This is a genomic window from Streptosporangium nanhuense (assembly GCF_059358815.1).
The window spans coordinates 241,883-267,438 of the sequence record NZ_JCADBG010000008.1; the positions used below are offsets into that span (position 1 = coordinate 241,883).

At 71.1% G+C, this 25,556-nt stretch carries 22 protein-coding genes; 11 read left to right on the forward strand and 11 right to left on the reverse strand.

The genetic code is table 11. From position 1 onward, the window contains the following. Positions 1-20 precede the first annotated feature (20 nt). Both ftsY and AC5L38_RS18005 read left to right on the forward strand, forming a co-directional pair. Entirely contained in the window at positions 21-1,211 is a 1,191-nt protein-coding gene (gene ftsY, locus AC5L38_RS18000; RefSeq protein WP_495243940.1) for a signal recognition particle-docking protein FtsY, read from the forward strand. Positions 1,212-2,005: 794 nt separating this feature from the next. Beyond that, entirely contained in the window at positions 2,006-2,602 is a 597-nt protein-coding gene (locus AC5L38_RS18005) for a sigma-70 family RNA polymerase sigma factor (protein WP_362693591.1), read from the forward strand. A 93-nt stretch (positions 2,603-2,695) separates the two neighbouring features. Here the strand turns inward: AC5L38_RS18005 and AC5L38_RS18010 are convergent, their stop codons facing one another. Together AC5L38_RS18010 and AC5L38_RS18015 are read right to left on the reverse strand one after the other, a co-directional pair. Continuing rightward, positions 2,696-3,634: an anti-sigma factor RsbA family regulatory protein gene (locus AC5L38_RS18010; RefSeq protein ID WP_495243941.1), complete on the reverse strand. Its 939-nt coding sequence runs from the start codon at positions 3,632-3,634 to the stop codon at positions 2,696-2,698. A gap of 59 nt (positions 3,635-3,693) precedes the next feature. Continuing rightward, on the reverse strand, positions 3,694-4,530 hold the full coding sequence (locus tag AC5L38_RS18015; protein WP_495243942.1) for an EamA family transporter: 837 nt from the start codon (positions 4,528-4,530) through the stop codon (positions 3,694-3,696). A gap of 85 nt (positions 4,531-4,615) precedes the next feature. Here AC5L38_RS18015 and AC5L38_RS18020 point away from each other — a divergent pair, with 85 nt between their 5' ends. From AC5L38_RS18020 to AC5L38_RS18035, 4 genes are all read left to right on the forward strand, one after another. Further along, positions 4,616-5,194, forward strand: coding sequence for a helix-turn-helix domain-containing protein (locus AC5L38_RS18020; protein ID WP_495243943.1), 579 nt, complete (start codon positions 4,616-4,618; stop codon positions 5,192-5,194). A gap of 153 nt (positions 5,195-5,347) precedes the next feature. After that, on the forward strand, positions 5,348-6,259 hold the full coding sequence (locus AC5L38_RS18025; protein WP_495243944.1) for a polysaccharide deacetylase family protein: 912 nt from the start codon (positions 5,348-5,350) through the stop codon (positions 6,257-6,259). Between the two features lie 75 nt (positions 6,260-6,334). Continuing rightward, positions 6,335-6,856, forward strand: a complete 522-nt coding sequence (locus tag AC5L38_RS18030) for an RNA polymerase sigma factor (RefSeq protein ID WP_495243945.1) — start codon at positions 6,335-6,337, stop codon at positions 6,854-6,856. Then, positions 6,853-7,305 carry a hypothetical protein gene (locus AC5L38_RS18035; protein ID WP_495243946.1) on the forward strand — a complete coding sequence of 151 codons (453 nt, stop codon included), beginning with the start codon at positions 6,853-6,855 and terminating at the stop codon, positions 7,303-7,305. The genes AC5L38_RS18030 and AC5L38_RS18035 overlap by 4 nt, the downstream gene beginning before the upstream one ends. Before the next feature lie 230 nt (positions 7,306-7,535). On the opposite strand, the gene AC5L38_RS18040 is transcribed toward AC5L38_RS18035, so the two are convergent. Both AC5L38_RS18040 and typA read right to left on the reverse strand, forming a co-directional pair. Further along, on the reverse strand, positions 7,536-8,171 hold the full coding sequence (locus tag AC5L38_RS18040) for a superoxide dismutase family protein (protein ID WP_495243947.1): 636 nt from the start codon (positions 8,169-8,171) through the stop codon (positions 7,536-7,538). 359 nt (positions 8,172-8,530) lie between these two features. Further along, entirely contained in the window at positions 8,531-10,384 is a 1,854-nt protein-coding gene (typA, locus tag AC5L38_RS18045; protein ID WP_495243948.1) for a translational GTPase TypA, read from the reverse strand. Positions 10,385-10,690: 306 nt separating this feature from the next. On the opposite strand from typA, the gene AC5L38_RS18050 reads away from it, so the two are divergent. The 3 genes from AC5L38_RS18050 (at position 10,691) to AC5L38_RS18060 (ending at position 14,837) form a co-directional block, all read left to right on the forward strand. Continuing rightward, the gene (locus AC5L38_RS18050) at positions 10,691-11,449 is read left to right on the forward strand and encodes an alpha/beta hydrolase (RefSeq protein WP_495243949.1); all 759 of its coding nucleotides are present in this window, start codon (positions 10,691-10,693) and stop codon (positions 11,447-11,449) included. Positions 11,450-11,544: 95 nt separating this feature from the next. Beyond that, positions 11,545-13,587 (forward strand): phosphate acetyltransferase, encoded by a 2,043-nt coding sequence (pta, locus tag AC5L38_RS18055; RefSeq protein WP_495243950.1) that lies wholly within the window; start codon positions 11,545-11,547, stop codon positions 13,585-13,587. Continuing rightward, positions 13,584-14,837, forward strand: a complete 1,254-nt coding sequence (locus AC5L38_RS18060) for an acetate/propionate family kinase (protein WP_495243951.1) — start codon at positions 13,584-13,586, stop codon at positions 14,835-14,837. Before pta ends, AC5L38_RS18060 begins: the two co-directional genes overlap by 4 nt. A gap of 213 nt (positions 14,838-15,050) precedes the next feature. Here AC5L38_RS18060 and AC5L38_RS18065 read toward each other — a convergent pair whose 3' ends face one another. Continuing rightward, positions 15,051-16,484, reverse strand: coding sequence for an aldehyde dehydrogenase (locus AC5L38_RS18065; RefSeq protein ID WP_495243952.1), 1,434 nt, complete (start codon positions 16,482-16,484; stop codon positions 15,051-15,053). 618 nt (positions 16,485-17,102) lie between these two features. Between AC5L38_RS18065 and AC5L38_RS18070 the strand changes: the two genes are divergently transcribed. Then, on the forward strand, positions 17,103-17,990 hold the full coding sequence (locus AC5L38_RS18070) for a coiled-coil domain-containing protein (RefSeq protein ID WP_495243953.1): 888 nt from the start codon (positions 17,103-17,105) through the stop codon (positions 17,988-17,990). Positions 17,991-18,191: 201 nt separating this feature from the next. On the opposite strand, the gene AC5L38_RS18075 is transcribed toward AC5L38_RS18070, so the two are convergent. Beyond that, positions 18,192-19,247: a hypothetical protein gene (locus AC5L38_RS18075; protein ID WP_495243954.1), complete on the reverse strand. Its 1,056-nt coding sequence runs from the start codon at positions 19,245-19,247 to the stop codon at positions 18,192-18,194. A 491-nt stretch (positions 19,248-19,738) separates the two neighbouring features. Between AC5L38_RS18075 and AC5L38_RS18080 the strand changes: the two genes are divergently transcribed. Beyond that, positions 19,739-20,272, forward strand: a complete 534-nt coding sequence (locus AC5L38_RS18080; RefSeq protein ID WP_495243955.1) for a Pycsar system effector family protein — start codon at positions 19,739-19,741, stop codon at positions 20,270-20,272. A gap of 131 nt (positions 20,273-20,403) precedes the next feature. Here AC5L38_RS18080 and AC5L38_RS18085 read toward each other — a convergent pair whose 3' ends face one another. From AC5L38_RS18085 to AC5L38_RS18105, 5 genes are all read right to left on the reverse strand, one after another. Then, positions 20,404-21,063 carry a response regulator gene (locus AC5L38_RS18085; RefSeq protein WP_495243956.1) on the reverse strand — a complete coding sequence of 220 codons (660 nt, stop codon included), beginning with the start codon at positions 21,061-21,063 and terminating at the stop codon, positions 20,404-20,406. Then, positions 21,060-22,256: a sensor histidine kinase gene (locus AC5L38_RS18090; protein ID WP_495243957.1), complete on the reverse strand. Its 1,197-nt coding sequence runs from the start codon at positions 22,254-22,256 to the stop codon at positions 21,060-21,062. The genes AC5L38_RS18085 and AC5L38_RS18090 overlap by 4 nt, the downstream gene beginning before the upstream one ends. Beyond that, positions 22,253-23,086: a CPBP family intramembrane glutamic endopeptidase gene (locus AC5L38_RS18095; protein ID WP_495243958.1), complete on the reverse strand. Its 834-nt coding sequence runs from the start codon at positions 23,084-23,086 to the stop codon at positions 22,253-22,255. The genes AC5L38_RS18090 and AC5L38_RS18095 overlap by 4 nt, the downstream gene beginning before the upstream one ends. A gap of 213 nt (positions 23,087-23,299) precedes the next feature. Beyond that, positions 23,300-24,367, reverse strand: a complete 1,068-nt coding sequence (locus tag AC5L38_RS18100) for a VWA domain-containing protein (protein WP_495243959.1) — start codon at positions 24,365-24,367, stop codon at positions 23,300-23,302. After that, entirely contained in the window at positions 24,368-25,318 is a 951-nt protein-coding gene (locus AC5L38_RS18105) for a VWA domain-containing protein (protein ID WP_495243960.1), read from the reverse strand. Between the last annotated feature and the right edge of the window lie 238 nt (positions 25,319-25,556).

The following is a 25,556-nucleotide window of genomic DNA, read 5'->3' on the forward strand; positions in this document are numbered from 1 at the left end:
GTCTGGAAAACTGTGCTCTTGTGGAAGCCTATCTCGGCATAATCGCGATCATCGTCGTCATCGCCCTGTTGGCGGCGGGCGGCATGCTCCTGCTGTTCAGGTCGGGGGGCAGGACCGCGCCGCCGCGGGTCGAGCCGCCCCAGGCGCCGCCGATCCCCGAGGAGACGAAGGCCCCGGGCCGGGGCTCGGTCGTGGACGACGACGCGACGACGACCACCGTGCCGCCGCCGGCCAGGCCGGTGGAGCCCGCGGAGGTCACCGTCGTCGCCCCGGTGATCGAGGTTCCTCCGCCGTCCGCCGGGCGCATGGTGCGGCTCCGCGCCCGGCTGGCCCGGTCGCAGAGCACGCTGGGCAAGGGCCTCCTGGAGCTGCTCTCCCGCGACCGTCTGGACGACGACGCCTGGGACGAGATCGAGGAGACCCTGATCACCGCCGACGTCGGCGTGACGCCGACCCGGGCGATGGTCGAGGAGCTGCGCACCCGGGTGAAGGTGCTGGGCAGCCGTACGCCCGAGGAGGCGCGCGCCCTGCTCAGGGAGCAGCTGCTCGCCCAGATCGGCGTCGACATGGACCGCACGCTGCACGTCACGCCGCACGGCGAGCGCCCCGCGGTGGTCCTCGTGGTCGGCGTCAACGGCACCGGCAAGACCACCACCACCGGCAAGCTGGCGCGCGTCCTCATCGGCGACGGCGGCAAGGTCGTGCTGGGCGCCGCCGACACCTTCCGCGCCGCCGCCGCCGACCAGCTGCAGACGTGGGGAGACCGTGTCGGGGCGGCTGTCGTACGCGGGCCCGAGGGCGGCGACCCCGCCTCGGTGGCCTTCGACGCCGTCGCCGAGGGCATCAGCGAGAAGGCCGACGTGGTGATCGTCGACACCGCGGGACGGCTGCACACCAAGACCGGCCTGATGGACGAGCTCGGCAAGGTCAAGCGTGTCATCGAGAAGAAGGCCACGGTCGACGAGGTCCTGCTCGTCCTCGACGCCACCACGGGCCAGAACGGCATGCGCCAGGCCCAGGTGTTCGCCGAGGTCGTCAACATCACCGGTATCGCCCTGACCAAGCTCGACGGCACCGCCAAGGGCGGCATCATCATCTCCGTCCAGCGCGAGCTGGGTGTCCCGGTCAAGCTGGTGGGTCTCGGCGAGGGGCCCGACGACCTGGCGCCGTTCGACCCCGAGGTCTTCGTGGATGCGCTCCTCGGAGACTGAGCCCGTCTCGTCTCGTCCCGCTGCCGGCTCGGGGGCCGGGTCCGTTCGGTCCCCTGCCGTCGGCCCGGGCGGGCGCACGGGCGCGCGGGGGCGCTTCTGAGTGAGGGGCGCGGGGGCAGGGTGCCGGGGCGAGGGCCGTCGCGCCCCGGCCGTCGGAGCGGGGGCGTGCCGGGGTGTCGCGCGCCCCGGCCTTCGAGAGCGGTGTCACCCGTGATCGCCCGAGGTGTGATCGGCGGCGGGCATCGCTCGTCGCCACCGGAGCGCCGGAAAATCTTCGCGATCGTTACCGGCGGACCGTTCCCGCCGTCTACCGGGCCGTATGCGCAAGGGGCCGGGTGATGGTGTCCGGGTGAACCGCAGGGGGGTGCCGGGCCGTCTCTTGAGGAGGAGATTAAGTCCCCAACACTCGGGAAGCGGGGAGACGTGGAGATGGGTGCCGGAGTTTCTCAGGGTGCGGGCCCCGGTCCGGCAGCCGGTCCCGGCCGTCAGGCAGCGGGTTTCGGAGGCTTGGTGATCGACGTTTTTCACGACCCCAAAGCGACCCCTACCTGGGGATATGTGATGATAGACACACCCTCTACCGAATCTGGGGAACGATGTTACGATACTGAGACTTGTCCGGCTGTAGAGCGTGTCGCACCCGCTGTTGGCACAGCCATAGATCAGTCCCCTGACCACGTAGAGCTTTTAACGGCCCCCTTACAAGGTGCCTGCGAGCATCAAGTACGCCGTCAGAAAGGGTGCGTCGTACCTTTGCCGGACGGTAGTGGGGGGAAGAGCACGAGGGGGGTCCAATGATCACGATGACGGAAGAGCAGCGCCAGGACTGGTTCGAGCGTGATGTCGTGCCGGTCACCAGCCAGCTTTACGCGTCCGCGATGCGTCTGACCCGCAACACCGCCGACGCCGAGGACCTGGTCCAGGAGACCGTCACCAAGGCCTTCACCTCGTACCACCAGTTCCGCGAGGGCACCAACCTCAAGGCGTGGCTGCACCGCATCCTGACCAACAACTTCATCAACGACTACCGCAAGAAGCAGCGCTCGCCCAAGCTCTCGGCGACCGAGGAGATCGAGGACTGGCAGCTCGCCGCCGCCGAGTCCCACATGTCCAGCGGTCTCAAGTCCGCCGAGACCGAGGCGCTGGAGCAGCTGCCCGACAGCGCGGTCATGAACGCCCTGCGCGCCCTGCCCGAGGACTTCCGGGTGGCCGTCTACCTGGCCGACGTCGAGGGTTTCGCCTACAAGGAGATCGCCGAGCGGATGGGCACCCCCATCGGCACGGTCATGTCCCGCCTCCACCGGGGCCGGCGCCAGCTCCGCACCATGCTCGAGGACTACGCCCGCGAGGAGGGCGGCCTCCGCGTGTCCGAGGAGGTCCAGGCCGCCTGAGGCCTCTCCCTTTCCCCTTTTCCGGCTTCGTGTACGGCCCGTGTCCGCTCCGGACGCGGGCCGTACGCGCTTTTCGCGTACCGGTAGGGAAGGTCAGTCCAGCGCCATGTGGAGCCTGACCCTCAGCTCGCCGTCCACGCCGCGCACCTGCACCAGGTCGCAGAGCTGACGGCTGATCCAGAGCCCGTAGCCGCGCGGCGACCCGGGCTCGGGCGGGAGGTAGCCGGGCAGCGGGACGTCGAGGTCGCCGCCGCCGGAGTCGGCGATCTCGCACACGATCTCGCCGCCGGCCGTCCAGATGGTCGCCCGGCCGTGTCCCGCCCCGTGCTCCACGCTGTTGGCCGCCATCTCCGAGACGCTCAGCACGAGCGAGGCGATCAGGTCGCGCCTCATGCCCACCCGGCGCGCGTGGTCGGTGACGAGCGCGCGCAGCCGTCCCAGCTCCTCCAGGGTGAAGTCGGTGACCACCGCGGCCGGGGGCGGGTCGGGGAGGGGGAGGTCGTCTCCCGGAAGCTCGAACCGCTCCGGGGAGACGTAGCTGTCACTTCGCCGCAGACCGGCGCCGGTCAGCTCCGTGGGATGGGTGTGCGGGACGTGGTCGAGCGCCAGGGTCTCGTCGTACAGGCACCACAGGCTGACCGGGAGCCCGGCGAAGGCGGCGTTGAGCACCGACTCGTAGCGGATCCACTCGCGGGCCTGCCGCTCGGTCCAGCCCGACCACACCGGCTCCCCGAGGACCAGCGGCCGCTCCCGCTGCCGGACGTAGTCGTGGAAGGCGGCGAGGGTCCGCGTGGGGTGGGCGTACCACTTCTCGGCGAGGCGGCGGTCGATGAGGCGGGAGTCCGTGCCGAAGGCGTCACCGATCAGGTCGAGCCCGCGCTCGCTCGTGACGACGAGGATCCGCCGGCTCTCGCGGAGGGCGCCGGCGATCAGGGGCTGGACGAGTCGCAGGAAACCGGAATCGGAGCCGTACGCGACAGCCGTGTGCGCGAACGGCCCGCCGGAGTCGAGGAACGCCCGCTCGGGCTGCACGGGGATGACCGTAACAAGCGTCCGGCCTCAACACAACAGAGTCAGCCGGCGACATCGTGTCAACCGGAGGCGATCAGCGCGACCGCGGCGAGGGTGAAGCCGATTCCCACCACCTGCACCGTGTTGAGCCGCTCTCCCAGGAAGTGGCGGGCGAGCAGCAGGGTGCTCGCCGGGTAGAGCGAGACCAGGACGGCGACGAGGCTGAGCATCCCGCGCTGCTGGGCGAGCACGAAGAGCACGTTGGCGGCCATGTCGAGCGACCCGGCCGCGAAGATGACGCGCAGCGTGCCGGGCCCGGGGCGCAGGGCGCGGCCGGTGGCCAGGGCCAGCAGGGCGATGGAGGTGACCGAGACCAGGCGCGCTCCGAGCAGCGGCCACATGCCACCGTCCGCCGGGGCCTGGGCGATGATGACGAAGAAGCCGCCGAAGCCCGCGCCCGCGGCGAGCGAGGCCAGGACCGGCCCGTACCCCCGGGTGGCCTTTCTGCCGGGGGAGCCGCGGCTCACCAGCAGGACCGCCAGCAGCGCGAGGACCACCCCGCCCAGCGCGACCGGCTCGGGGCGCTCCCCGACGGCCAGCCCGAACAGCACGGGCAGCGCCGCCGAGACGGTCGCGGTGATCGGCGCGACCACCGACATCACACCGGTGGCCAGCGCCCGGTAGAACAGCACGATCCCCGCGGTGCCGCAGAGGCCGGAGGCCGCGCCCCAGGCGAGGGCCGCGGGCGTGGGGGTCGCCGGCAGGAAGGGCAGCAGCGCGGCGATCACGACCAGCCCGGCGGCCTGGGAGAGGACCACCACCGCGAGCACCCGCGACCGGCGGGTGGCCAGGCCGCCGAGGAAGTCCGCGGTGCCGTACACCAGCGCGCAGGCCGTCGCCAGCACCACAGCCGTCACGTTTCACCTCAGTTCAATAGAATGTACTGAAAGGACAATATATGAAGTGCAATGGAGTGCCAAGAGAGTTCACTAGACTGGACTTATGGATCCAGAGACGATCACTGCCGCGGTCGCCAACAACGTGCGGGCGCAGCGGGCGCACCGGCAGATGACCCTCGACGAGCTCGCCGCGCGCTCGGGAGTGAGCCGGGGCATGCTCGTCCAGGTCGAGCAGGGCAGGACGAACCCGAGCATCAGCACGCTCACCCGCATCGCCGACGCGCTCGGGGTGACCGTCGCGCGGATGGTGGAGGTCGCCGACACGCCCGTGGTGCGGGTGGTCAGCGGCGCCGACGTCGTCACCTTCCCGCACGGGAAGTCCAGCACCGCGCGGCTGCTGGTCGGCACCGACGCGCCCGCCATCCTGGAGCTGTGGGACTGGCGGCTCGCCCCCGGCGACCACCACGACGGCGACGCCCACCCCCCGGGCACGCGCGAGATGCTGACCGTCATCGAGGGGCGGCTCACCCTCTCGGTGTACGGCAAGAGCCATGTCGTGGAGACGGGCGACGCGGTCGTGTTCAGCGCCGACCGGCCGCACAAGTACGCCAACGAGGGGGACACGCCGCTGCGGTTCATGATGGTCGTGACCGAGCCCCGGGAGACGCCCGACCGTTCCTGATCCGCCCCGGCCCCCGAGGGTTTTGGGGTTCTAACTGGCCGCATCGGATGAGACATGACCACCCGGGTGCGCATCTCGCCGGATGTGGCGTGAAGTGGCGCGTCGGTACGGGCAATCGGCCGTTGATGTCCCATCCTGGTGGAATACCTGGTCATGATCTTGCGGGGGGACCCGGCCGGGCCGCTCGCCCTCCCCGCGGCGCTTTCGGGGGGAAGCATGCGGGTGTGGCGGGTGTGGGTCGTGCCGGTGGCGTTGCTGTTCGCGATCTGGGGCTGCACCTCCCCGATCGCCCTGGTCGGATCGGTGGAACCGGCGACCCTGGCGCCTCCCGTCGTCGCTGGACCCTCGCCGTCCGTCCCTGCGGGGCCCGTCCCCGCTCCCGGGTTCGGGCCCGGTGCGGTGCGGTCGCACTGGGCGCGGGACGATCTTCCCGTCTCCCCCCGGGCGCGCCGGATCGACTGCGAGCGGATCAGGTGCGTGGCGCTGACCTTCGACGACGGACCGGGGATCTACACCGAGCCGCTGCTCGACATCCTCGCCGGGCACCGGGCCAGGGCGACCTTCTTCGTCGTCGGGCGCATGGCCTTCGGGGGCGGCGAGAGCACGCTTCGCAGGATGGTGGCCGAGGGGCACGAGCTGGGCAACCACACCTGGGACCACCCGCAGCTGCCCCTGCTGTCACAGGCCGCCATCAGGGAGGAACTGGGCCGTACCCAGTGGCTCGTCAAGCGGGCGACCGGGGTGACGATGATCCTCATGCGCCCGCCGTACGGGTTGACCGACTCCAGGGTCGCCGCGGAGAGCCGCCAGCTGGGGCTCGCCCAGATCCTGTGGGACGTCGACACGCTCGACTGGCGCGACCAGGACCCCTCGGTCGTCGCCCGGCGCGCGGCCGAGGCCGGGCCGGGTTCCATCGTGCTGATGCACGACATCCACCGTTCCACGGTCCAGGCCGTCCCCAGGCTGCTGGACGAGTTCGCGGGCAGGGGCTACCGGTTCGTGACGCTGTCCGAGCTGTACGGCGGGCGTCCCGCGCCGGGCAGGAGATACTACGGCGGTCCCTGACGGCGGCCCCTGACGGCGGAAAAAAGCGTGAACCCGCCGCACCCGTTTCCCGACTGTCCCGGGTGAGGAGGCAGGGTGACTGACGAACTGCTGGTGGTCCGGTGCCGGCTCGGCGAGCGCGAGGCGTTCGCCGAGCTGGTGAGGGCCTGGCACGATCCGGTACGAGACTACGTGCGGCGCATGCTGGGGCCCTCGCGGGCCGACGACGTGGCCCAGGAGGTCTGGGTGGCCGTGGTGCGCGGGCTGCCGCGCCTGAAGGAGCCGGGCAGGTTCGCGCCCTGGCTGTTCACGATCGCCAGGCGCGCGGTGGCCGACCGGCTCCGCGAGGAGTACGCCAGGCCGGAGATACCGATGGAGGAGGAGCGGGCGTCCGGCGATCCCGCCGACGCCCTCGTGGACCGCGCCGGCCTGCTCGCGGGCCTGTCGGAGCTGCCGGTCAGGGAACGGGAGGTCCTGGTGCTGTTCTACTTGCGAGATCTCTCCCTGGAGGACTGCGCGCAGGTCTGCGCCGTCCCCGTCGGCACGGTCAAGTCACGCCTGTCCCGCGCGCGGCGCATGCTGCGCGATCGGCTCACGGAGAAGGGATACCGAGGATGAACCCCGATGACATGATCGGCAGGCTGTCGGGGCCGCTGTCGCTGCGCCGCCGGATCGGCAACGTCGTGGCGCTGCTCGGCGGCCTGGGCGGGGCACTGTTCGTCGGCCTGCTGTGGGCCACGGAGCCCTCCCTGCCGGGCCGTACGCACCTGGCCTTCGGCGCGCTGGTCGCGATCGGCCTGGCCTGGGCCGGTTACGGGGCCTGGGCGCTGACCCGCAGGACGCCGCTGTTCGCCCTCGACCGGGTGATCGCCGCCTGGCTGGCGGTGGCCGCGACGGGTCTGCTGACGGCCGGAACGGCCGTGGTCGCGGCCACGAGGGGCACCTGGGCGGGTACGGCGGGGGTCGCCGTGGCCGCGACGCTGGTCGTGCTCGCGGTGGCCGTCCTGCTCAGGGCCCGCGCCGAACGCGCCGCCCTGCTGCGGCGCAAGCGCGAGCTCGGCGGCTGAGGGCCGCCGCGAAGCGGGACGGTGATCGGGGCGAAACGGTGATCGGGGCGAAACGGTGATCAGGGTGGAACGGTGATCAGGGTGGGGCGGTGATCGGGGCGAGACGGTGATCGAGGCGAGACGGTGATCAGGGCGGCACGGGGCCGGCGGGCAGGGTGCCGACGGACGAGGTGCCGTCGGGTGAGCTGCCGTCGGACGGGGTCCCGGGCCGCCCCCGGAACGGTCGGGAATCACTGGTTCCTGTTGATCACACCGCAGGCGACGCGCCCGCCGGAGTCTCCCGCCTTGAGGGTCTCCGCGTCGGGGCCGACGCCGCTCGGGGGCCCCTGGTGGCTGTAGCGGTCGGGAATGTTGGAGTGGTTGTCCGGCAGGGCGTGGATGACGATGGAGCTGCCGTCACTGTCGAACAGCTGTCCCACCCGGAAGCGGTCGGTCACGACGGTCGCCTCGCCGGTGCCGTCGGCGGCGACGAGAAGGTTGGGCAGGTCACCGGAGTGCCCGCTGTGCGCGACCGGCGGGATGGTGAAGTGCGCGCCCGCGCTGGCGAAGGGGCTGCGGGTGACCGGGTCGATCGCCTTGGGATCGCAGACGCCCTTCGCGTGGACGTGGAAACCGTGATAGCCGGGGCGCAGGCCGGTGACGGTTACGGTCAGCCTGGACTTGTCGCCCGGCTGCTGGTCGATGCGCAGAAGGCCGATGCTCTTCCCGGCCGTGTTCTTGATGACGGCCCTGGCCGACGGTGCCGACTCCGAGCCCTGTGAGATCTGCGGCGTCCGCGGGTCCGCCTGGGCGGCCGGCACGGTGCCCGCTCCGGCCGTCACCGTGCCGAGCGCGACGGTCAGGGCGAGAAAGGTCCTGTGAAGCATGAGATATCCCCCGTACGAGTCCTGGGCTCCCCTGTCGTGACAGGGAGCGTCCAGCACAGGGTTCCTACCCCAGAAGGGGGAGGGAACCTGGGGCACCACGCCGTCTCACCACGTGAAGTCGTGCCGGGAGGGGCGTTCGGCACGAGGCAGGACCGGCGGGAGGCGCGGTCTGCGGGGCTTGTTTCACATGAGACCGAACCGGCGGGAGGCGCGGTGTGCGTGGTGTCTCGCGCGGGGCCGGACCGGGCGAGGACGAAACCGTCCCGCCGGGTGGGCCCGGCGGGACGGGGTGGAGCGGTGACACGGTGACACGGTGGCGCGGCGCGGTCAGTCTATCCGCTCGGCGCCGGGTGGAGTGATCAGTTGGTCCGCTTGGCGCGGGCGGTGGTCCGGGCGCGGGTCGAGGCGTCGAGGACGACCTTGCGGATGCGCACGTTCTCCGGCGTGATCTCCACGCACTCGTCCTCGCGGATGAACTCCAGCGCCTGCTCCAGCGAGAGCTGGCGCGGCGGGATCAGCGTCTCCGTCGTGTCGCTCGTCGAGGAGCGCATGTTGGTGAGCTTCTTCTCCTTGGTGATGTTCACGTCCATGTCGTCGGAGCGTGAGTTCTCACCGACGATCATGCCCTCGTAGACCTCGGTGGTCGGCTGGACGAACAGGACGCCGCGCTCCTGCAGGTTCAGCATGGCGAACGGGGTCACCGGGCCGGGCCGGTCGGCGACCAGCGAGCCGTTGTTGCGGGTGCGCAGCTCGCCGAACCACGGCTCGTAGTCCTCGAACACGTGGTTCACGATGCCGGTGCCGCGGGTCTCGGTGAGGAACTCGGTGCGGAAGCCGATCAGGCCGCGGGCCGGGACCACGAACTCCATGCGGATCCAGCCGGTGCCGTGGTTGGTCATGTGCTCCATGCGGCCCTTGCGGACGGCGAGCAGCTGGGTGATCGCCCCGAGGTACTCCTCCGGGCAGTCGATGGTCACCCGCTCGACCGGCTCGTGCACCTTGCCGTCGATGACCTTGGTGACCACCTGCGGCTTGCCGACGGTGAGCTCGTAGCCCTCGCGGCGCATCTGCTCGACCAGGATGGCCAGCGCCAGCTCGCCACGGCCCTGGACCTCCCAGGCGTCGGGGCGGTCGGTCGGCAGGACGCGCAGCGACACGTTGCCGACGAGCTCCTTGTCGAGGCGGTCCTTGACCATGCGGGCGGTGACCTTGGAGCCCTTCACCCTGCCGACCAGCGGCGAGGTGTTGGTGCCGACGGTCATGGAGATCGCGGGCTCGTCGACCGTGATCAGGGGCAGCGGGCGCGGGTCCTCGGGGTCGGCGAGGGTCTCGCCGATCATGATGTCCGGGATGCCGGCGATCGCGATGATGTCGCCGGGACCCGCCTCCTCGGCGGGCTTGCGCTCCAGCGCGTCGGTCATCAGCAGCTCGGTGATCTTCACCCGCTGGATGCTGCCGTCGGTGCGGCACCAGGCGACCTGCTGGCCCTTCTTGATGGTGCCCTGGTGGACGCGGCAGAGCGCGATCCGGCCCAGGTAGGACGAGGCGTCCAGGTTGGTGACGTGCGCCTGCAGCGGGGCCTCCGGGTCGTACACCGGGGCCGGGATCGTGTTCTTGATGACCTCGAACAGCGGCTCCAGGTCCTCGGAGTCCGGCATCCCGGCGTCCTCGGGACGGTTGAGCGAGGCGCGCCCGGCCTTGGCCGAGGCGTAGACGATCGGGAAGTCGATCTGGTCCTCGGTGGCGTCCAGGTCGATGAAGAGCTCGTAGACCTCGTCCACGACCTCCTTGATCCGGGCGTCGGGGCGGTCGACCTTGTTGATGCACAGGATGACCGGCATCTTGGCGGCGAACGCCTTGCGCAGCACGAACCGGGTCTGCGGCAGCGGCCCCTCGGAGGCGTCGACCAGCAGCACGACGCCGTCGACCATGGACAGGCCCCGCTCGACCTCACCGCCGAAGTCGGCGTGGCCGGGGGTGTCGATGATGTTGAGCGTCATGCCGCCGTGCTTGACGGCGGTGTTCTTCGCGAGAATGGTGATCCCCTTCTCGCGTTCGAGGTCGTTGGAGTCCATGACGCGGTCGTCCACGTCCTGGTTGACGCGGAAGGCGCCCGACTGCCAGAGCATGGCATCCACGAGAGTGGTCTTGCCGTGGTCGACGTGCGCGATGATCGCGATGTTCCGCAGGTCGTCGCGGCTGTTCAAAGGCATGATGGAGTCTCACTCTGTGATCGTGGAGGCTGGCCGCGGACTGTGCGGCCTTCCCATTTTAGTTGATCCGGACAATCGCTCTCACGCCTCCGGCAGATGAAGTGCGCCAATTCACCCTCCGGACACCTCCCGGGCCCTCCCGGGGGCGGCCTGTGACCGGTACGGCGGACCGGGCCGCACCGGGGGTGCGGGCAGGGCGTGAAAGGCGTGCGGAGCAGGGCGCGCCGGGCTGCGGGGCGGGTCGCGGCCGGGCCTCCGCCACTCCCTAAGCTCGGATCCATGCCTCTCGCACCATCGTTTCCCGTAATGCTCAAAACCCGCGACAACCTGCGGATAGACGCCGCCCACACCCCCTCGCGCGGCGCCGGCGACCTCGGGATCGTCCTGGCCCACGGCTTCACCGGATCGCTCAGGGAACGCCCGACGCGTCGCATCGCCCACGTGCTCAGCGGGTTCGGCGGGGTGGTGGCGTTCGACTTCAGGGGACACGGCCGCTCGGGAGGCAGGTCGACCGTGGGGGACCTGGAGATCCTCGACGTGGAGGCGGCGGTACGGCACGCGCGGGCGGTCGGCTACCGCAGGGTCGTGACCGTCGGGTTCTCCATGGGCGGGGCGGTGGCCGTACGGCACGCGGGGTTGCTGGGCGGCGTGGACGCGGTGGTGTCGGTGAGCGCGCCCGCGCGCTGGTACTACCGGGGGACCAGGCCGATGCGCCAGGTGCACTGGGCGATCGAGAGGCCGATGGGACGGCTGGCCGCGCGGCTGGGCAAGCGCACCCGGATCATGAAGGGCGTGTGGAACCCGCTGCCGCTGGCGCCGTACGAGGCGGCCGCGAAGATCTCGCCGGCGCCGCTCCTGGTCGTGCACGGCGACGCGGACCGGTTCTTCCCCCTCGACCACGCCTACCAGATCTACGAGGCCGCGAACGAGCCGAGGGAGCTGTGGATCGAGCCCGGCTTCGGCCACGCGGAGTCGGCGGCCACCCCGGATCTGGTCCGTCGCATCGGGAGATGGGCCGCGGCCCGTTCCGGCCCCCCGGAAGATGTCTATCCTCATGAAGATTGACCGCATGCCTGGTGAAGATTGACCGGATGGCGACGTGACGGCGGCGGGCAGGGGCGCGACGTGACGGCGGCGGGCAGAGGCGAGGAAAGGGACGCATGCGGAGCATCTACGTTGCGGGTCTCGGGCGGGGAGACGGCAGGCAGATCGTCGAGCTCGGCCTGATGGAGCTGCTGACCGGGCGGGCCGACCGCACGGGGGTCTTCCGGCCGATCACGAGGGGCGGCGAGGACCGCACCCTGGAGCTGCTCAAGGCCAGATACCGCCCCGCCGCCTCGGCGACCGGGGTGACCGCCGAGGACGCCGCGGAGATCTACGCCGAGCGGGGCGCCGAGGAGCTCATCGGCCGCCTGGTCGCCCGCTTCCACACCCTGGAGCGCGAGTGTGACGCCCTGCTGGTGCTCGGCAGCTCCTTCGACACCGACGACCTGCCGCGCGAGCTGGCCTTCAACGCCCGCCTGGCCGCCGAGTTCGGCGCCCCGGTGATCGTGGTGGTGGGCGCGCACGGCGACGACGCCGAGGAGATCGCGACGGAGATGCGTACCGGCTACCAGGTCTTCTCCGACCTGGGCTGCACGGTGCTCGCGGTGATCGCCAACCGGGTGCCCGAGGGCACGGTCATCGAGTGCGACCTGCCGGTGCCCCACTACGCCGTGCCCGAGCACCCGTCGCTGTCGGCACCGACCGTCGCGCAGGTCATGCGGGCCGTGGACGCCGAGCTGATCCAGGGCGAGGACGGCCTGCCGCGCGACGTGCTCGGCTTCGTGTTCGGCGGGGCCACGCTCCCGGTGTTCCTGGAGCACCTCGTCGACGGCGCGCTCGTGATCACGCCGGGTGACCGCGCGGACCTGCTGCTGGTCTCGCTGGCCGTCGAGGCGGCCGGTACGGCCAGACCGGCCGGGGTCGTCCTCACGGTGGGGGAGAGGCCCAGCGAGGCCGTACGGGAGCTCACAGCCCGTCTGGCGCCCGGTGTGCCGGTGCTGGCGGCCGAGGAGGACAGCTTCACCGTGGCGACCACCCTGGCCGGGCTGGAGGGGCGGCTCACCGCCGACAACCCGCGAAAGATCGAGACGGCCCTCGGCCACTTCGAGGCGCACGTGGACGCGGCCGGCCTGGCCGACAGGATCGAACTGACCCGCTCCGAGCGGGTCACCCCGATGATGTTCGAGCACACCCTGCTGGAGCGGGCGCGGGCCGACCGGCGGCACATCGTGCTGCCGGAGGGCGAGGACGACCGCATCCTGCGGGCGGCCGACATCCTGCTGCGGCGCGGCATCGTCGACATCACCCTCCTCGGCAGGGAGGACGCGGTGCGGCGGCGGATCGGCGACCTCGGCCTCGACCTGTCGGGCGCGACCGTCGCCGACCCGCTCACCTCGCCGCTGCGGGAGTCGTTCGCCGAGGAGTACGCCGCGCTGAGGGCGCACAAGGGGATGACCTCCGAGCTGGCCATGGACGTGGTCGCCGACGTCAACTTCTTCGGCACGATGATGTTGCACCGGGGCCTGGTGCACGGCATGGTCTCCGGGGCCGCGCACACCACGGCCGCCACGATCCTGCCTGCCTTCCAGATCATCAAGACGGTTCCCGACACCTCGGTCGTCTCCTCGGTGTTCTTCATGTGCCTGGCCGACCGGGTGCTCGTCTACGGAGACTGCGCGATCAACCCCGACCCCGGCGCCGAGACGCTCGCCGACATCGCGATCTCCTCGGCCCGTACGGCGAGGCGGTTCGGCGTCGAGCCGAGGATCGCGATGCTGTCCTACTCCACCGGCGAGTCGGGCAGCGGCGCCGACGTCGACAAGGTCCGCGCCGCCACCGCCCTGGTCGCCGAGCGGGCGCCGGACCTGCTGGTCGAGGGGCCCGTCCAGTACGACGCGGCGGTGGACGCCAGGGTCGCCGCCGCCAAGCTGCCCGGATCGCAGGTCGCGGGGCGCGCGACCGTGCTGATCTTCCCGGACCTGAACACCGGCAACAACACCTACAAGGCCGTGCAGCGCTCGGCCGGCGCCGTCGCGGTCGGGCCGGTCCTTCAGGGGCTGCGCAGGCCGGTCAACGACCTGTCGCGCGGGGCCCTGGTCACCGACATCGTGAGCACCGTCGCCATCACCGCCGTACAGGCACAGGAGGTCACCCCTTGAGCGACGAGCGAGGCGCGCGGACGGCCGGGACCTCCGGAGCGGCAGGGACCTCCGAGGGGAGCGGTTCGGGGCGGGCGGGGCAGCCTGGTGGGAATCCGGGGCGCGGGAGCCTTCCCGGCCGGGTGCTGGTCCTCAACTCCGGGTCCTCCTCGCTGAAGTACCGGCTCCTGTCCGGCGCCGAGCGGCTCGCCTCGGGAACGGTGGAGCGCATCGGCGAGCCCGGCTCCCCGGTGACCGGCCACCGGGCGGCGCTGGAGGCCGTCGCCGCCCGGCTGGCCGCCGACGGCCTGGGGCTCGACTCCCCCGAGCTCACCGCGATCGGGCACCGGGTGGTGCACGGGGGCACGGCCTTCACCCGGCCCACACTGATCACCGACGAGGTGGTCAGGGGGATCGAGGAGCTCGTCCCGCTCGCGCCCCTGCACAACCCCGCCAACCTGGCGGGCATCGAGGTCGCCCGCAGGCTCCGCCCCGACCTGCCGCAGGTCGCCGTCTTCGACACCGCCTTCCACGCCACGATCCCCCCGGCCGCCTCGACGTACGCGATCGACCGCGAGGTGGCCGCGCGGCTGGGGGTGCGGCGCTACGGCTTCCACGGCACCTCACACGCGTACGTCTCCCGCGAGGCCGCCCTCCTCGCGGGCGGGCCGGAGGCCAACGTGATCGTCCTGCACCTCGGCAACGGCGCCAGCGCCTCGGCGGTGTCCGCCGGGCGGTGCGTCGACACGTCCATGGGCATGACCCCGCTCGAAGGCCTCGTCATGGGGACCCGCAGCGGCGACCTGGACCCGGCGGTGGTCATCTACCTGGCGCGCACGGGAGGCATGTCCCTCGACGAGGTCGACACGCTGCTCAACCGCCGCAGCGGCATGCTCGGTCTCAGCGGCGACAACGACATGCGCGCGGTGACGGAACGGCTGGCCGAGGGCGACCCGGAGGCCGAGCTGGCCGTGTCGGTCTACTGCCACCGGCTCCGCAAGTACGTCGGCGCCTACTACGCCGTCCTCGGCACGGTCGACGTCATCGCCTTCACCGGCGGGGTCGGGGAGAACTCCGCCCTGATCAGGGAGAGGGCGCTGACCGGTCTCGGGGCGCTCGGCATCACCGTGGACCCGGTGCGCAACGCGCGCGGCGACACGCTCGTCTCCGCCGACGGCGGGGCCGTGAAGGTCGCGGTGATCCCCACGGACGAGGAGTTCGAGATCGCCCGCCAAACTCTTTCCGTCGTTTCCCGAACCGATCGCGGATGAAAGACGTCTACCACGACAGCGGATGAATGCGATCCGCCGGGAGAAGTCCTCGGGACCCGAATCATCGCTCGGCGGTCGTCGTGGGACATACTTCTTGTGGTCGGACGGTCGCCCAGCGTCGCGGGGGTGCGCTGGGCGGTCCGTCCGGCGGTGTGGCTCGTACGGCTCGTCGTGAGCCGTACGAGCCACACCTGAGGTCCCGCGAGGCCGGTCTCAGCCCAGGCGGGCGATCGACTTGTACTCCAGGTAGGACGACAGCCCCTCGGGGCCCAGCTCGCGGCCGAGGCCGCTGCCCTTGAAGCCGCCGAAGGGCGAGCTGTTCTCGATCATGAAGAGGTTGACGCCGTAGGTGCCGGCGCGCACCTGGCGGGCGACGTCCATGCCGTGCTCGGTGTCCGCGGTCCACACCGTCCCGGCCAGGCCGTAGTCGCTGTCGTTGGCGATCCGGATGGCGTCCTTCTCGTCCTCGTACGGGATCACCGCCAGGACCGGGCCGAAGATCTCCTCGCGGGCGATGCGCATCTCGTTGGTGGCGCCCGCGAACACGGTCGGGGCCACGTACCAGCCGCGGTCGTGGGGGCGCTCCAGGCCGCCGACGACCGGCTTGGCGCCCTCGTCGATGCCGATCTTGATGTAGCCCTCGACCCGCTCCTGCTGCCGCTTGGCGACCATCGGGCCGATGCCGGTCGCCGGGTCGGACGGGTCGCCGACCGGCATGCCCCGTACCATCGCCGAGACCGCGTCCACGACCTCGTCGTAGCGGTTGCGCGAGGCGAGGATGCGGGTCTGGGCGACGCAGGCCTGGCCGTTGTTCATCAGCGAGGCGATCGACAGGAAGCCCATCGCGGAGGGCAGGTCGCAGTCGTCGAGGATGATCGCCGCGGACTTGCCGCCCAGCTCCAGGGTGCACCGCTTGAGCTGCTCGCCGCAGATCGCCGCGATGCGCCGCCCGGCGGCGGTGGAACCGGTGAAGGCGACCTTGTCCACGTCCGGGTGGGAGATCAGGTGCTCACTCGTCTCGCGCCCGGCGGCGACGATGTTGACGACGCCGTCGGGGATGCCGGCCTCCTTGACCATCTCGGCCAGCAGGTAGGAGTCGAGCGGGGTCTCGGGCGCGGGCTTGACCACGACCGTGCACCCCGCGACGAGGGCGGGGGCCAGCTTGATCATGATGACGAACTGCGGGACGTTCCACGGGACCACGGCGGCGACCACGCCCACCGGCTCGCGGCGGACGGTCACGGTGCCGAAGGTGCCGGGGCGCTCCTCCTCGACGGGGAAGGTCTTGCCCAGCTCGGAGTAGTACTGGAGCATGCCGAGCGGCTGCGGGGCCTGCGCCAGCTGGGAGAAGGTGATGGGGGAGCCCATCTCCAGGGTGATGAGCTCGGCCATCTCGCCCTGGCGGGCCGCGTAGATCTCGGCGAGCCTGCCGACGACGGCCGCGCGCTCGGCCATCGTCATCCGGGGCCACGGGCCGTGGTCGAACGCCTGGCGGGCGGCGGCCACCGCCCGGTCCATGTCGGCGGGGGTGCCGTCGGGAACCCGGCCGACGACCTCCTCCGTATGGGGGGAGACGACGTCGATGACGCCGGTCCCGGCGGGGGCCACCCAGTCGCCTCCGATGAAGAGCGTGTCGTGCTGGCGCATGTATTGCCTCCTGGTGGGCGGGCCGGAGTCGCGATTCTCGGACGGTTTCATCCGCTGGGCGGGGCGCCACGCGCCCCACCGCTGCTTGAGACCGAATCATGTTCTGTCGCAGATGACAAGGGTCGCCGGCGTCTTCGTGTCCCGGGCCGGAATGTCCCCGCGCCGTGGGCGGAAACACCCCTGTGCCTTGAAGTGAGGCGTCCGTATGTCCTGTGCCGGGACGCTCTCGCGTCCTGTGCTGGGAGGCTCCCAGGGGCTGGGCCGAGACGCTCCCGGGGTCCGTGCCGGGAGGCTTCCGGGGTCTGGGCCGAGACGCTCCCGGGGTCCGTGCCGGGAGGCTTCCGGGGTCTGGGCCGAGACGCTCCTGGGGTCCTTGGTCTGAGGCGTCTTCCTCCGCAAGTGGAGTGGTGCGTTCTGTGCGAGGATTCCCCAGAGTGACAGGAGTGACATGTCCCGCAGTACCTGTTTAAATCACCCTAAAAGGGTAGATAGTTCACCAATGGTGCGCGAGTTCCTTCGTTCCGGTGGCGAGCTTCAAGATCGTCTTCTATAGTTTCGCTCCGTCCATGAGGGGGCTCCGGAGGTGAGCGAAGCGTGAGGCCGACTCGCGCAGCCGCATTGGCTGCCGTACTCACCGTCCTGCTCCTGTCGCCCGCCGTCGCCGGCGCCACCCCGTTGCAGACCGCCAGGCCCAACCCCGAGGCTGAGCTGAAGAAGCTGACCCAAGAGGCCGCCGCGATCAACAAGAGCTACCGCGGCCAGGTGCAGAGCCTGGAGGAGACCCGGGTCCAGGCCGGCAAGGCCACGACCAACGCCAAGAGCCTCAGGCGCGCCCTGGCCAACGCCGAGACCGACGTCGTGCGCTTCGCCCAGACGGCCTACATGGGCGGTGCCCTCGACGACGGCAACCTGCTGAGCTTCCAGGGCGACGCCAACCTGGCCCTCGGCCAGGCCGCCACCATGTCCTACCTGGCCAGCCGCCGCGCCACCCAGCTCAACCGGGTCAAGGACCTCATCAAGAGGGCCAAGGCCGCGGAGAAGTCCGCCGACACGAAGATCGTCAAGCTCAAGAAGGACATCGCCGACCTCAAGCGGCAGCGGGTCAGGATCGAGAGACTCCTGGCCAAGTACGGCTTCCAGACCCCCTCGGGCAACGGCGGCCTCACCCCCCGCACGGTCACCATGCGCAACCTCGTGCTGCAGAACTTCCCCATGCCGTACGGCTACGGCTGCCTGCGCCCCGGCGACCCGGGCGAACACGGCAGCGGCCGGGCCTGCGACTTCATGATGAGCTCCGGCGGCAGCGTCCCCGCGTCGGACGCCCTGGACCGCGGCAACCGCCTCGCCCAGTGGGCCATCGAGAACGGCGACCGCCTCGGGGTCATGTACATCATCTGGCAGCAGAAGTACTACGACGTCCGCACCGGCGCCGGATGGAAGATGATGTCCAACCGAGGCGGCAACACCGCCAACCACATCGACCACGTCCACATCTCGATGTTCTGAGCCGCCAGACCTCTGACCTGCGGTGATCTTGTTGCAGGATGACGCAACCGGTCAAGGTGCGCAGGCTTCACAGATCAGCAAGGACAGGAGCCGCAGCGAACCGTGTGACGCGGCATGATGGGCGCGGTCCGGGATCGGCGGGCGATGACCGTTCAGGTCGTCGGCCCCCGAGTATTTCCTGGCTTCGGGAAGGGATATCCGTCAGCGTGCGATCCACAGCCATGCGCTGGTCGTGAAGCCCTTGTTGCTCACGTCGCAGGGAGTGAAGTCGAACGGGTCGAGTTCAGGGTGGCCTTCACGCACCGTGTACCTGTGGAGCAGGTCCGAGACCAGGACCGCGAGATCGGTCTGGTGGTGGTCGCGCATGACCTGGCGCAGGGACTCGCTGTCGAGCATGCGGCTGACCTCGATGATGCTGGAACCGGAGTAGCCGAGCACCGCGATTCCCACGGGGCCGAGGACCACGGCCATGCGCAGCCTCATGCGGTCGGCGTGGTGCCGGTTGTCCTGTGCCAGGTGGTCGCGCCAGGCGCGCAACAGGCCGGGCAGCGCGGTGTGCAGTTCCAGGGCCTGCGGCAGGAAGACGTTCATGCCGTCACCGGTGCCCTGCCGGTCGGTCGCGGGGATGTCGAGGCCCATCTCGTCCATCGTCCGGGTGAAGATCGCCGTCAGCCGCTCCTGTAGTTCCCTCTTCTGGGGCGCGGACCGGCCGCTGTAGTCGACGATGTCCACGGCGAAGCCCATCCGGACCAGCTCACGCCCGAGATCCCCATGAGCGTGCGCTTCCGGCCGGGAGGCTCGTCCGTGGCATCCGCTCAGGAGCTCCAGCTCGGACTTGACGGCCTCCGCCTGCCAGCGGAGCAGGCCTCGGACGAGGATCTCGCCTGAGGCGGTCACGAGCCCGATGTCGGCCGTGTTGAGGACACCGAGCCTGCGGTCGTTGTGGACGACGACGGCTCTCAGGTCACCGTGGTCGATGGTGACCGTATCTGAATGCCGGTAACTCATGTCGAGGTCGGCCAGATGGGTGCGCCGATCGCTCAGCGCTATGACGGCCGATCCGGGTGTGGAGCCGGAAAGACGGCAGGGAGCCAGGCGGATGAAGTCCTCGTGCTCGTCAAGCAGGCGCATCACGACGTCGACCAGGTTGTCCTTGTTGCCGAACATGCGCTGTGGATAGGGGAGTTGCTCGTCCAGCGCACGGCTGATCAGCGTACGGTCGCGCGGGACCCTGCCAGGGGTGTGACGCTTGTCCACGTTGTTCCCGTGCTGAGGAGAGGACGGTCCGATGTAAAGATACGGTGATCCCGCGGGGATGTCAGTCGGCTCCCACGACGATGAACGGCGCCGGTGTCCCGGGATCCCGGTAGGGCGTGCGGCCAGGTACGGCGGCTCGGATCTAGGCGACGCCGAGCGCCACGGCAGGTGACAGCACGCATGCGAGCCCTTCGCAGAGGTGTCGCGTCGGGTGGTGGGTGGGAGCGTCGTGGACCGGCCAGGACGATCGGCAGGGCGAGGCGGCGGGCCGGGAGCCGCTCCAGCGGTGCCGTCGTGCCCGCCTTGTGTTCCGGAAGCGGCGCGTACGAGAGCGGCGACAAGCGTATTCGGCATCGACCGTTGATCACATAGAGTGCCGTTCAAAGGTTGTCGAAAGCGTTGATCATGAATCGGCCCTCGATGTCCTTCGCCATCCGCGCAGCCGGAGAATTCAAGGTTCGATCACCCAGGGGGCACAGGTGTTCCGGTGGATGACCAGGACGGTCGTGTCCGTACCGCCGCCGCGAGACGGTGACGCGCGGGCGCGTGTTCACGGTGTCCGGCTGTTCACCGAAGCCCGTGAGGAACTCAACCGAGCGGACACGAAGGCACAGGTGCTTCTCGGTGTGGCGGGGCTGGGCATCGGTGCGGTCGCCGGTGGCCTGCTCGCGGGAAGCTGGTCGCCGCTGAAGTTGCACGTGGGTCTGCAATGGCTGTGGTGGGTGGGGGCGGTGTGCGCGCTCGCCGCCCTGGTCTGTCTGGCGAGCGCGGTCTACCCGCGCATCACGAAGCGCGCGCTGGGTTTCACCTACTTCGGTGACGTCAGCCGGTACGGCTCCGCGGTGGAGATCGCCAACGCGCTGCGCAGACATGATGACGACGATCTGACCGCCCTGGCCGAACAGATCTGGGCGGTCAGCGTGATCGTCGCCAGAAAGTATCTGCTCATCCGGTGGGGCTTCTGGCTGCTTCTGATCTCCATCGGGTCGGTGGTCGGCTCGGCGGTGATCCAGCTCGCCCTTTGACGCGCTCGTGTGACTGCCGAAACGGCTTGCCCGGCGCACGCATGGGGCATGCGGCCCTTCTCCCGGCCCGCCTGGCACTGTCTGATCAAGAGCGGCACGCCGTGCCGGCACGAAGCCGGGGACGGTGGAGTTCAGGTCACCAGGCCCCTGCGGTAGGCGTAGACCACCGCCTGCACGCGGTCACGCAGGTCGAGCTTGGTGAGGATGCGCGACACGTACGTCTTGACGGTCTCCTGGCTGAGCACCAGCGTCGCGGCGATCTCGCTGTTGGACAGGCCGTCGGCGATGTGGCGCAGTACCTCCAGCTCGCGCGGGGTCAGCGCGATGTCGCCCGGCATGCCTTTCGTGGGACGGATCCGCGCGGCATACCTGCCGACGAGCTGCCGCGTCACCTCGGGTGCCAATAGCGCGGCACCCGCCGCGACGGTGCGGATGCCGTGCAGCAACTGCGCCGGCGGGGCGTCCTTGAGCAGGAAACCGCTCGCCCCCGCGCGCAGCGCCTCGTACACGTACTCGTCCAGGTTGAACGTCGTCACCACGAGCACCTTGACGGGATGCGCCACCCCGGCACCGGCCAGCAGGCGGGTCGCCTCGATGCCGTCGAGCACCGGCATTCGTACGTCCATCACCACGACGTCCGGGTTCAGCCGGTGGGCGAGGTCGACCGCGGCGCGGCCGTCCCCGCACTCGCCCACCACCTCGAGGTCGGCCTGCGCGTCGAGGATCGTCGCGAACCCGGTACGGATGAGCGCCTGGTCGTCGCAGACCAGGACCCGGATCGGGGCGTTCACGACAGGTTCGCCAGGGGGATGCGCGCTCGCACGACGAAGCCGCCGCCCGCCTGCCGATCGGCGCTGAACTCGCCGCTCAGGGCGTCGACCCGCTCGCGGAGCCCGGCGAGGCCCCGCCCGCTCCCGCCGGGCGAGCCGGTCCGTGAGCCGGTCCGTGAGCCGGTCCGTGAGCCGGGACCGTCGGTGCTGACCTCCACGCTGATCTCCTTCTCGCCGAAGCGCACGTGGACCACGGTGCGGCTGCCGCGGGCGTGTTTGAGGGCGTTCGTCAGGGACTCCTGCACGACCCTATAGGCCACGAACTCGGCGCTGCCGGCCGATCGCGCCGGTCTCCCCTCCTCGGCGAACTCCACCGGCTGCCCTGCCCGGCGCGTCCGCTCCACGAGCGCGTGAAGTTCGTCGGCGGACGGCATCCTGACGTCCTCGTCATGGTCGGGGTTGAGCAGATCGAGCAGGTGCCGCAGGTCGGCGATGGCCCGCCGGCCGGTGTCGGTGACGGCGCTCAGGGTCGCGTCGAGGCGATCGGGTACGGCGGTCAGGTAGCGTGCCGCCTCGGCCTGCACGACCATCGCCGTCACGTGGTGGGTCACGACGTCGTGGAGCTCGCGGGCGATGCGGGTGCGTTCGGCGGCGCGGGTGGTCTCGGCGATGTGGCGGCGGCGTTCGGCCTCGGCGGCCCGGGTGGAGCGCAGCCAGGCCCCGATGCCCCACGCGAGAACCAGCGCCAGGTAGAACGTCACGTATCCCTCCGGCCCCTCGTTGGAGCCGGACCGGTCGAGCGCGAGCACGAGCGGCAGGTAGGCCGCGGAGAGAAGGACCGCGGTGACGCGCCGGTGGTGTTCCAGGTAGGCGCCCGCGCTGATGAGCGCGACGGGCAGGGCGGTGCCCGCCACCATGTGGTAGGCGAGGAGCTGGTCGAGGGCGAAGCCGAGCGACACCAGGACGAGACAGACGACCGGCCACCGCCGGCGCACGGCGAGCGGGAGACACTCCAGGGCGAGCACCGCGAGGGCCGTCACGTCGAAGGGGCGGGACGGCAGGTCGCCGAGTTGCGTCCCCCTCTCGTGAAGCGCCGGCAGGAACGATGCGAGGGCCAGCAGCAGCGCGAACGGAAGATCCCGGACCGTGACGTCGAATCGACGCCACGGATCCGGGAGGCGCCACGGATCCGGGAACCGCCGGAGATCGGTCACCGGGGGAGCGTAGCGGTCGCGCCACCCCGGGCGCCGCGCCGACGGGGGACCAGGTTGCCGCGCCGGCGGGCCAACCACATGAAGGCGATCGTCAGCAGCACGCCGAACAGAACCGCGTACGGGCTCGCCTCCGGCCCGAACTCGCCGCCGGTGAGCAGGGCCGGGCCCGACGTCACGCCGTGCAGCAGCCCCTGCGTCGCGCCGGTTCCGGAGACCTCGGTGCTGAAGATGCCGGCCGCCGCGAAGTTCCAGCCGAAGTGCAGGCCGATCGGCACCCACAGGGTGCGGGTGGCGGCGTAGGCGGCGGCGAGCATGCCGCCGGCCTCGATCGCGATGGCGATGGCGCCCCACAGGCTGGCGTGCTCGTTGAACAGGTGCGACAGGCCGAACAGCAGGCCGGTCAGCGCCAGCGCGATCCAGGTGCCGGTGCGTTCCTCGATGATCCGGAACAGGATGCCACGAAAGATCAGCTCCTCTGTCACGACGGCGGCCGCCATGAAGCCGAACAGCGCGACCGCGCCCGTCAGCGAGCCCTGGCCCTCGATCCGGTAGCCGCCCAGGAAGGCGATGTTCGCGATGACCGCCGCGAACATCCCGACACCGATCAGCACGCCCCGGCCGATGGCGGCGGCGGCACCTTTCACGGCCACCTCGACCGGCGACCGGCGCTCGGACCACCGCACCACCCAGGCGTACACGAACACCAGAAGGACGGCTGTCGCGACACCGAGAACCAGGGTGAGAAGCGTGTTCCCCTGTACCGCACGCACGCCCGTGCTGCAGACGAAGGCCACCGCCGCGACGGCCAAGAGCTGCTTCGACAATCGCATGACGACTCCCTCGCGAGGTTCCGCGGTCTGGACGCCGCGGCCACGTCGAGAACGCTATGGATCCGGCGGCCCGGAATCGTCACCGCGCGGTGGACACTCGCGGGTAGCTCGCACGGGGGACAAGACCGAAAGATCATCGGTGGTCGGAGGGGCTTTTCGAGGCCGTTACCCTCGTGGCCGGGGGTTCGGTGGAGGGAGCGGCGAGGGGGTGCGTCAGCGGGTCGGGGGCCGGGGGCGGTTCCACCAGAGGGAGAGGGACAGGGCCGCGGTGATGAGGACGGCGCCGGTGGCGGCGAAGGCGGCGGCCGTGTCGACCCGTTGGTGGATGACGGTGAAGCTTCCGGGGAGGGTGTCGAGGGCGCTCTGGAGCTGGTCGGCGTTCTCGGCGCGGTGGTAGGAGCCGCCGGTGGTCTGGGCTATCCGCTTGAGCGCGGGCTCGTCGATGACGCGGGGGCTGCGGCCCCTGTCGAATCCGCCCCGGCCGCCGGAGCCGCCGGAGCCGCCGCCCCAGCGGCCGAATCCGCGGCCGTCGAACTGTGAGTTGTCGCAGACCATCGGGGCCGGGTTCGTGGTGCCGAAGCCGATGGTGAAGACGCGGAGGCGGCGCAGGGCCGCCTCCTGGGCGGCGAGCTGCGGGTCGACGCCCTGGGTGTTGGCGCCGTCGGTGAGCACGACGATCGCGGCACCGGCGTGGCCCGATCCGCCGTTGCCGGGGTCCGCGCCGGTGGAGGCGACCGACGGGTCGACCTCCGCGATCGCGTCGATCGAGGTGAGCACGGCCTGCCCGATCGCGGTGCCGCGGGACACGGTGAGGCCGTCCAGCGCCTCGATCAGCGAGTCGGTGTCGTCGGTGGGCGGGACGAGCAGGCCCGCGCTGCCCGCGAAGGTGACCAGGCCGATGCGTGGCCCGTCCCGCTGCGACTCGATGAACTCGGCGGCGGCCTTCCTCGCGGCGGTGAGGCGGTTGGGGTCGACGTCCGTGGAGCACATGGAGCCGGAGGTGTCGAGCGCGAGCAGGATCGTCACCGCCGTCTGCGGCACCGGGACCGACGCCTGCGGTCGCGCGGCCCCGACCGCGAGCAGCGCGAGCCCGGTCACGAACAGCACCGCTGGGATCTTCCGCGTCCAGCGCGTACGGCCGGGCAGGGCGCCGCGTACGAGCGCGATCGAGGTGACGCGCACGACGGCCCGCCGGCGGCGGCGCCGCGCCCACTCGCGGACGGCGAGGATCAGCGGGATGACCAGGATGGACAGCAGTGCCCAGGGCCATGAGAAGGACATTCAGATCACCCGTCCAGACCGGAGCACGGTGAGCGCGGCGCCCGCGGTGAGCAGCGCGAGGGCGAGCCCGATCAGCCCGCCGGCGAGGGGCAGCGGCTCGTCGGAGACGGTGAGCCGCAGGTCGATCGTGTCGGCGATCCCGTCGAGCCGCGCGGTGTCGGAGGCGGGGTGGTAGGCGCCGCCGGAGGTCTGCGCGATCGAGGTGAGGGTGTCCTCCTCGAGCGAGGTCTGCAGGTGGTAGCCGTCGACCTTCACCGTCGCCCCGGCCGTGGTGCCGACCCCGACGGTGTGGATGTGGACGCCCGCGCCCTGGGCCAGGGTGGCGGCCCGCTCGACGTCCGCGCCCTGGTTCTGGCCGTCGGAGAACATCACGATCGTCGCCGACGGCCAGTAGCCGATCTCGGGCGCGGCGCCGTCGCGGCCGAGGACCACCTGCTTGCCGGTGATCGCCGACAGGGAGGCCGTGATGGCCGCCCCCAGCGAGGTGCCGCCGGTGATCTTCAGCCGGTCGATGGCCTTGAGCGCGACGGAGTGGTCGGCGTCGGGCCGGGCGGTGGTGAGCGCGCCCCGCTCGAACGCGACGACCCCGATGTCGACGCTGTCGGGCTGCGCCGTCACGAACGCGCGGGCCGCCCGCTGCGCGGCCGCCAGCCGGGTGGGCGTGACGTCGTCGGCCCCCATGCTGTTGGAGACGTCGATGGCGAGGATGACGGTGCCCGCGGTCCGCGGGACCGGCACCATGGCCGTCGGCCCGGCGGCGGCGACCGCGAGCACCCCGACGCCGGCGATCGTCAGGCCGGTGCCGAGGTACGCCCGGCGCCCGCCCGGCACGGCGACCCCGGCCGCGGTGAGGGCGGCCGTACGGCGGCGCGCCGAGACGACGGCCGCCCAGGCGAGCGCCGCCGTGACGAGCAGCCCGACGACCAGCAGCAGCGAGGAGGACAGGGTCATGAGGCCTCCTTCGCGGGCCTCATGTGCCGGTTGGCGACCTCGGGTCGTGTGTGCCGGTTGGAGACCTCGGGCTTTGTGCGTCGGTTGGCGACCGTCGGTCTCGCGTGCTGGTTGGCGATCTCGGGCTTTGTGTGCCTGTTGGCGGTCGCCGGTCTCGCGTGCCGGTTGGCGACCTCGGGTCTTGTGTACCTGTTGGCGACGGCCGGCCTCGTGAGTCCGTCGACGACCTCGGCGGGTT

Excerpts from the sequence above, each read along its gene's own strand:
- AC5L38_RS18080 (WP_495243955.1), top strand. The coding sequence starts at position 19,739 with ATGACCAGGACGGTCGTGTCCGTACCGCCGCCGCGAGACGGTGACGCG.
- AC5L38_RS18020 (WP_495243943.1), top strand. The coding sequence starts at position 4,616 with ATGGATCCAGAGACGATCACTGCCGCGGTCGCCAACAACGTGCGGGCG.
- AC5L38_RS18005 (WP_362693591.1), top strand. The coding sequence starts at position 2,006 with ATGATCACGATGACGGAAGAGCAGCGCCAGGACTGGTTCGAGCGTGAT.
- AC5L38_RS18065 (WP_495243952.1), bottom strand. The coding sequence starts at position 16,484 with ATGCGCCAGCACGACACGCTCTTCATCGGAGGCGACTGGGTGGCCCCC.
- AC5L38_RS18105 (WP_495243960.1), bottom strand. The coding sequence starts at position 25,318 with ATGACCCTGTCCTCCTCGCTGCTGCTGGTCGTCGGGCTGCTCGTCACG.
- AC5L38_RS18100 (WP_495243959.1), bottom strand. The coding sequence starts at position 24,367 with ATGTCCTTCTCATGGCCCTGGGCACTGCTGTCCATCCTGGTCATCCCG.
- AC5L38_RS18095 (WP_495243958.1), bottom strand. The coding sequence starts at position 23,086 with ATGCGATTGTCGAAGCAGCTCTTGGCCGTCGCGGCGGTGGCCTTCGTC.
- AC5L38_RS18025 (WP_495243944.1), top strand. The coding sequence starts at position 5,348 with ATGATCTTGCGGGGGGACCCGGCCGGGCCGCTCGCCCTCCCCGCGGCG.
- AC5L38_RS18040 (WP_495243947.1), bottom strand. The coding sequence starts at position 8,171 with ATGCTTCACAGGACCTTTCTCGCCCTGACCGTCGCGCTCGGCACGGTG.
- pta (WP_495243950.1), top strand. The coding sequence starts at position 11,545 with ATGCGGAGCATCTACGTTGCGGGTCTCGGGCGGGGAGACGGCAGGCAG.
- AC5L38_RS18035 (WP_495243946.1), top strand. The coding sequence starts at position 6,853 with ATGAACCCCGATGACATGATCGGCAGGCTGTCGGGGCCGCTGTCGCTG.
- typA (WP_495243948.1), bottom strand. The coding sequence starts at position 10,384 with ATGCCTTTGAACAGCCGCGACGACCTGCGGAACATCGCGATCATCGCG.
- AC5L38_RS18050 (WP_495243949.1), top strand. The coding sequence starts at position 10,691 with ATGCTCAAAACCCGCGACAACCTGCGGATAGACGCCGCCCACACCCCC.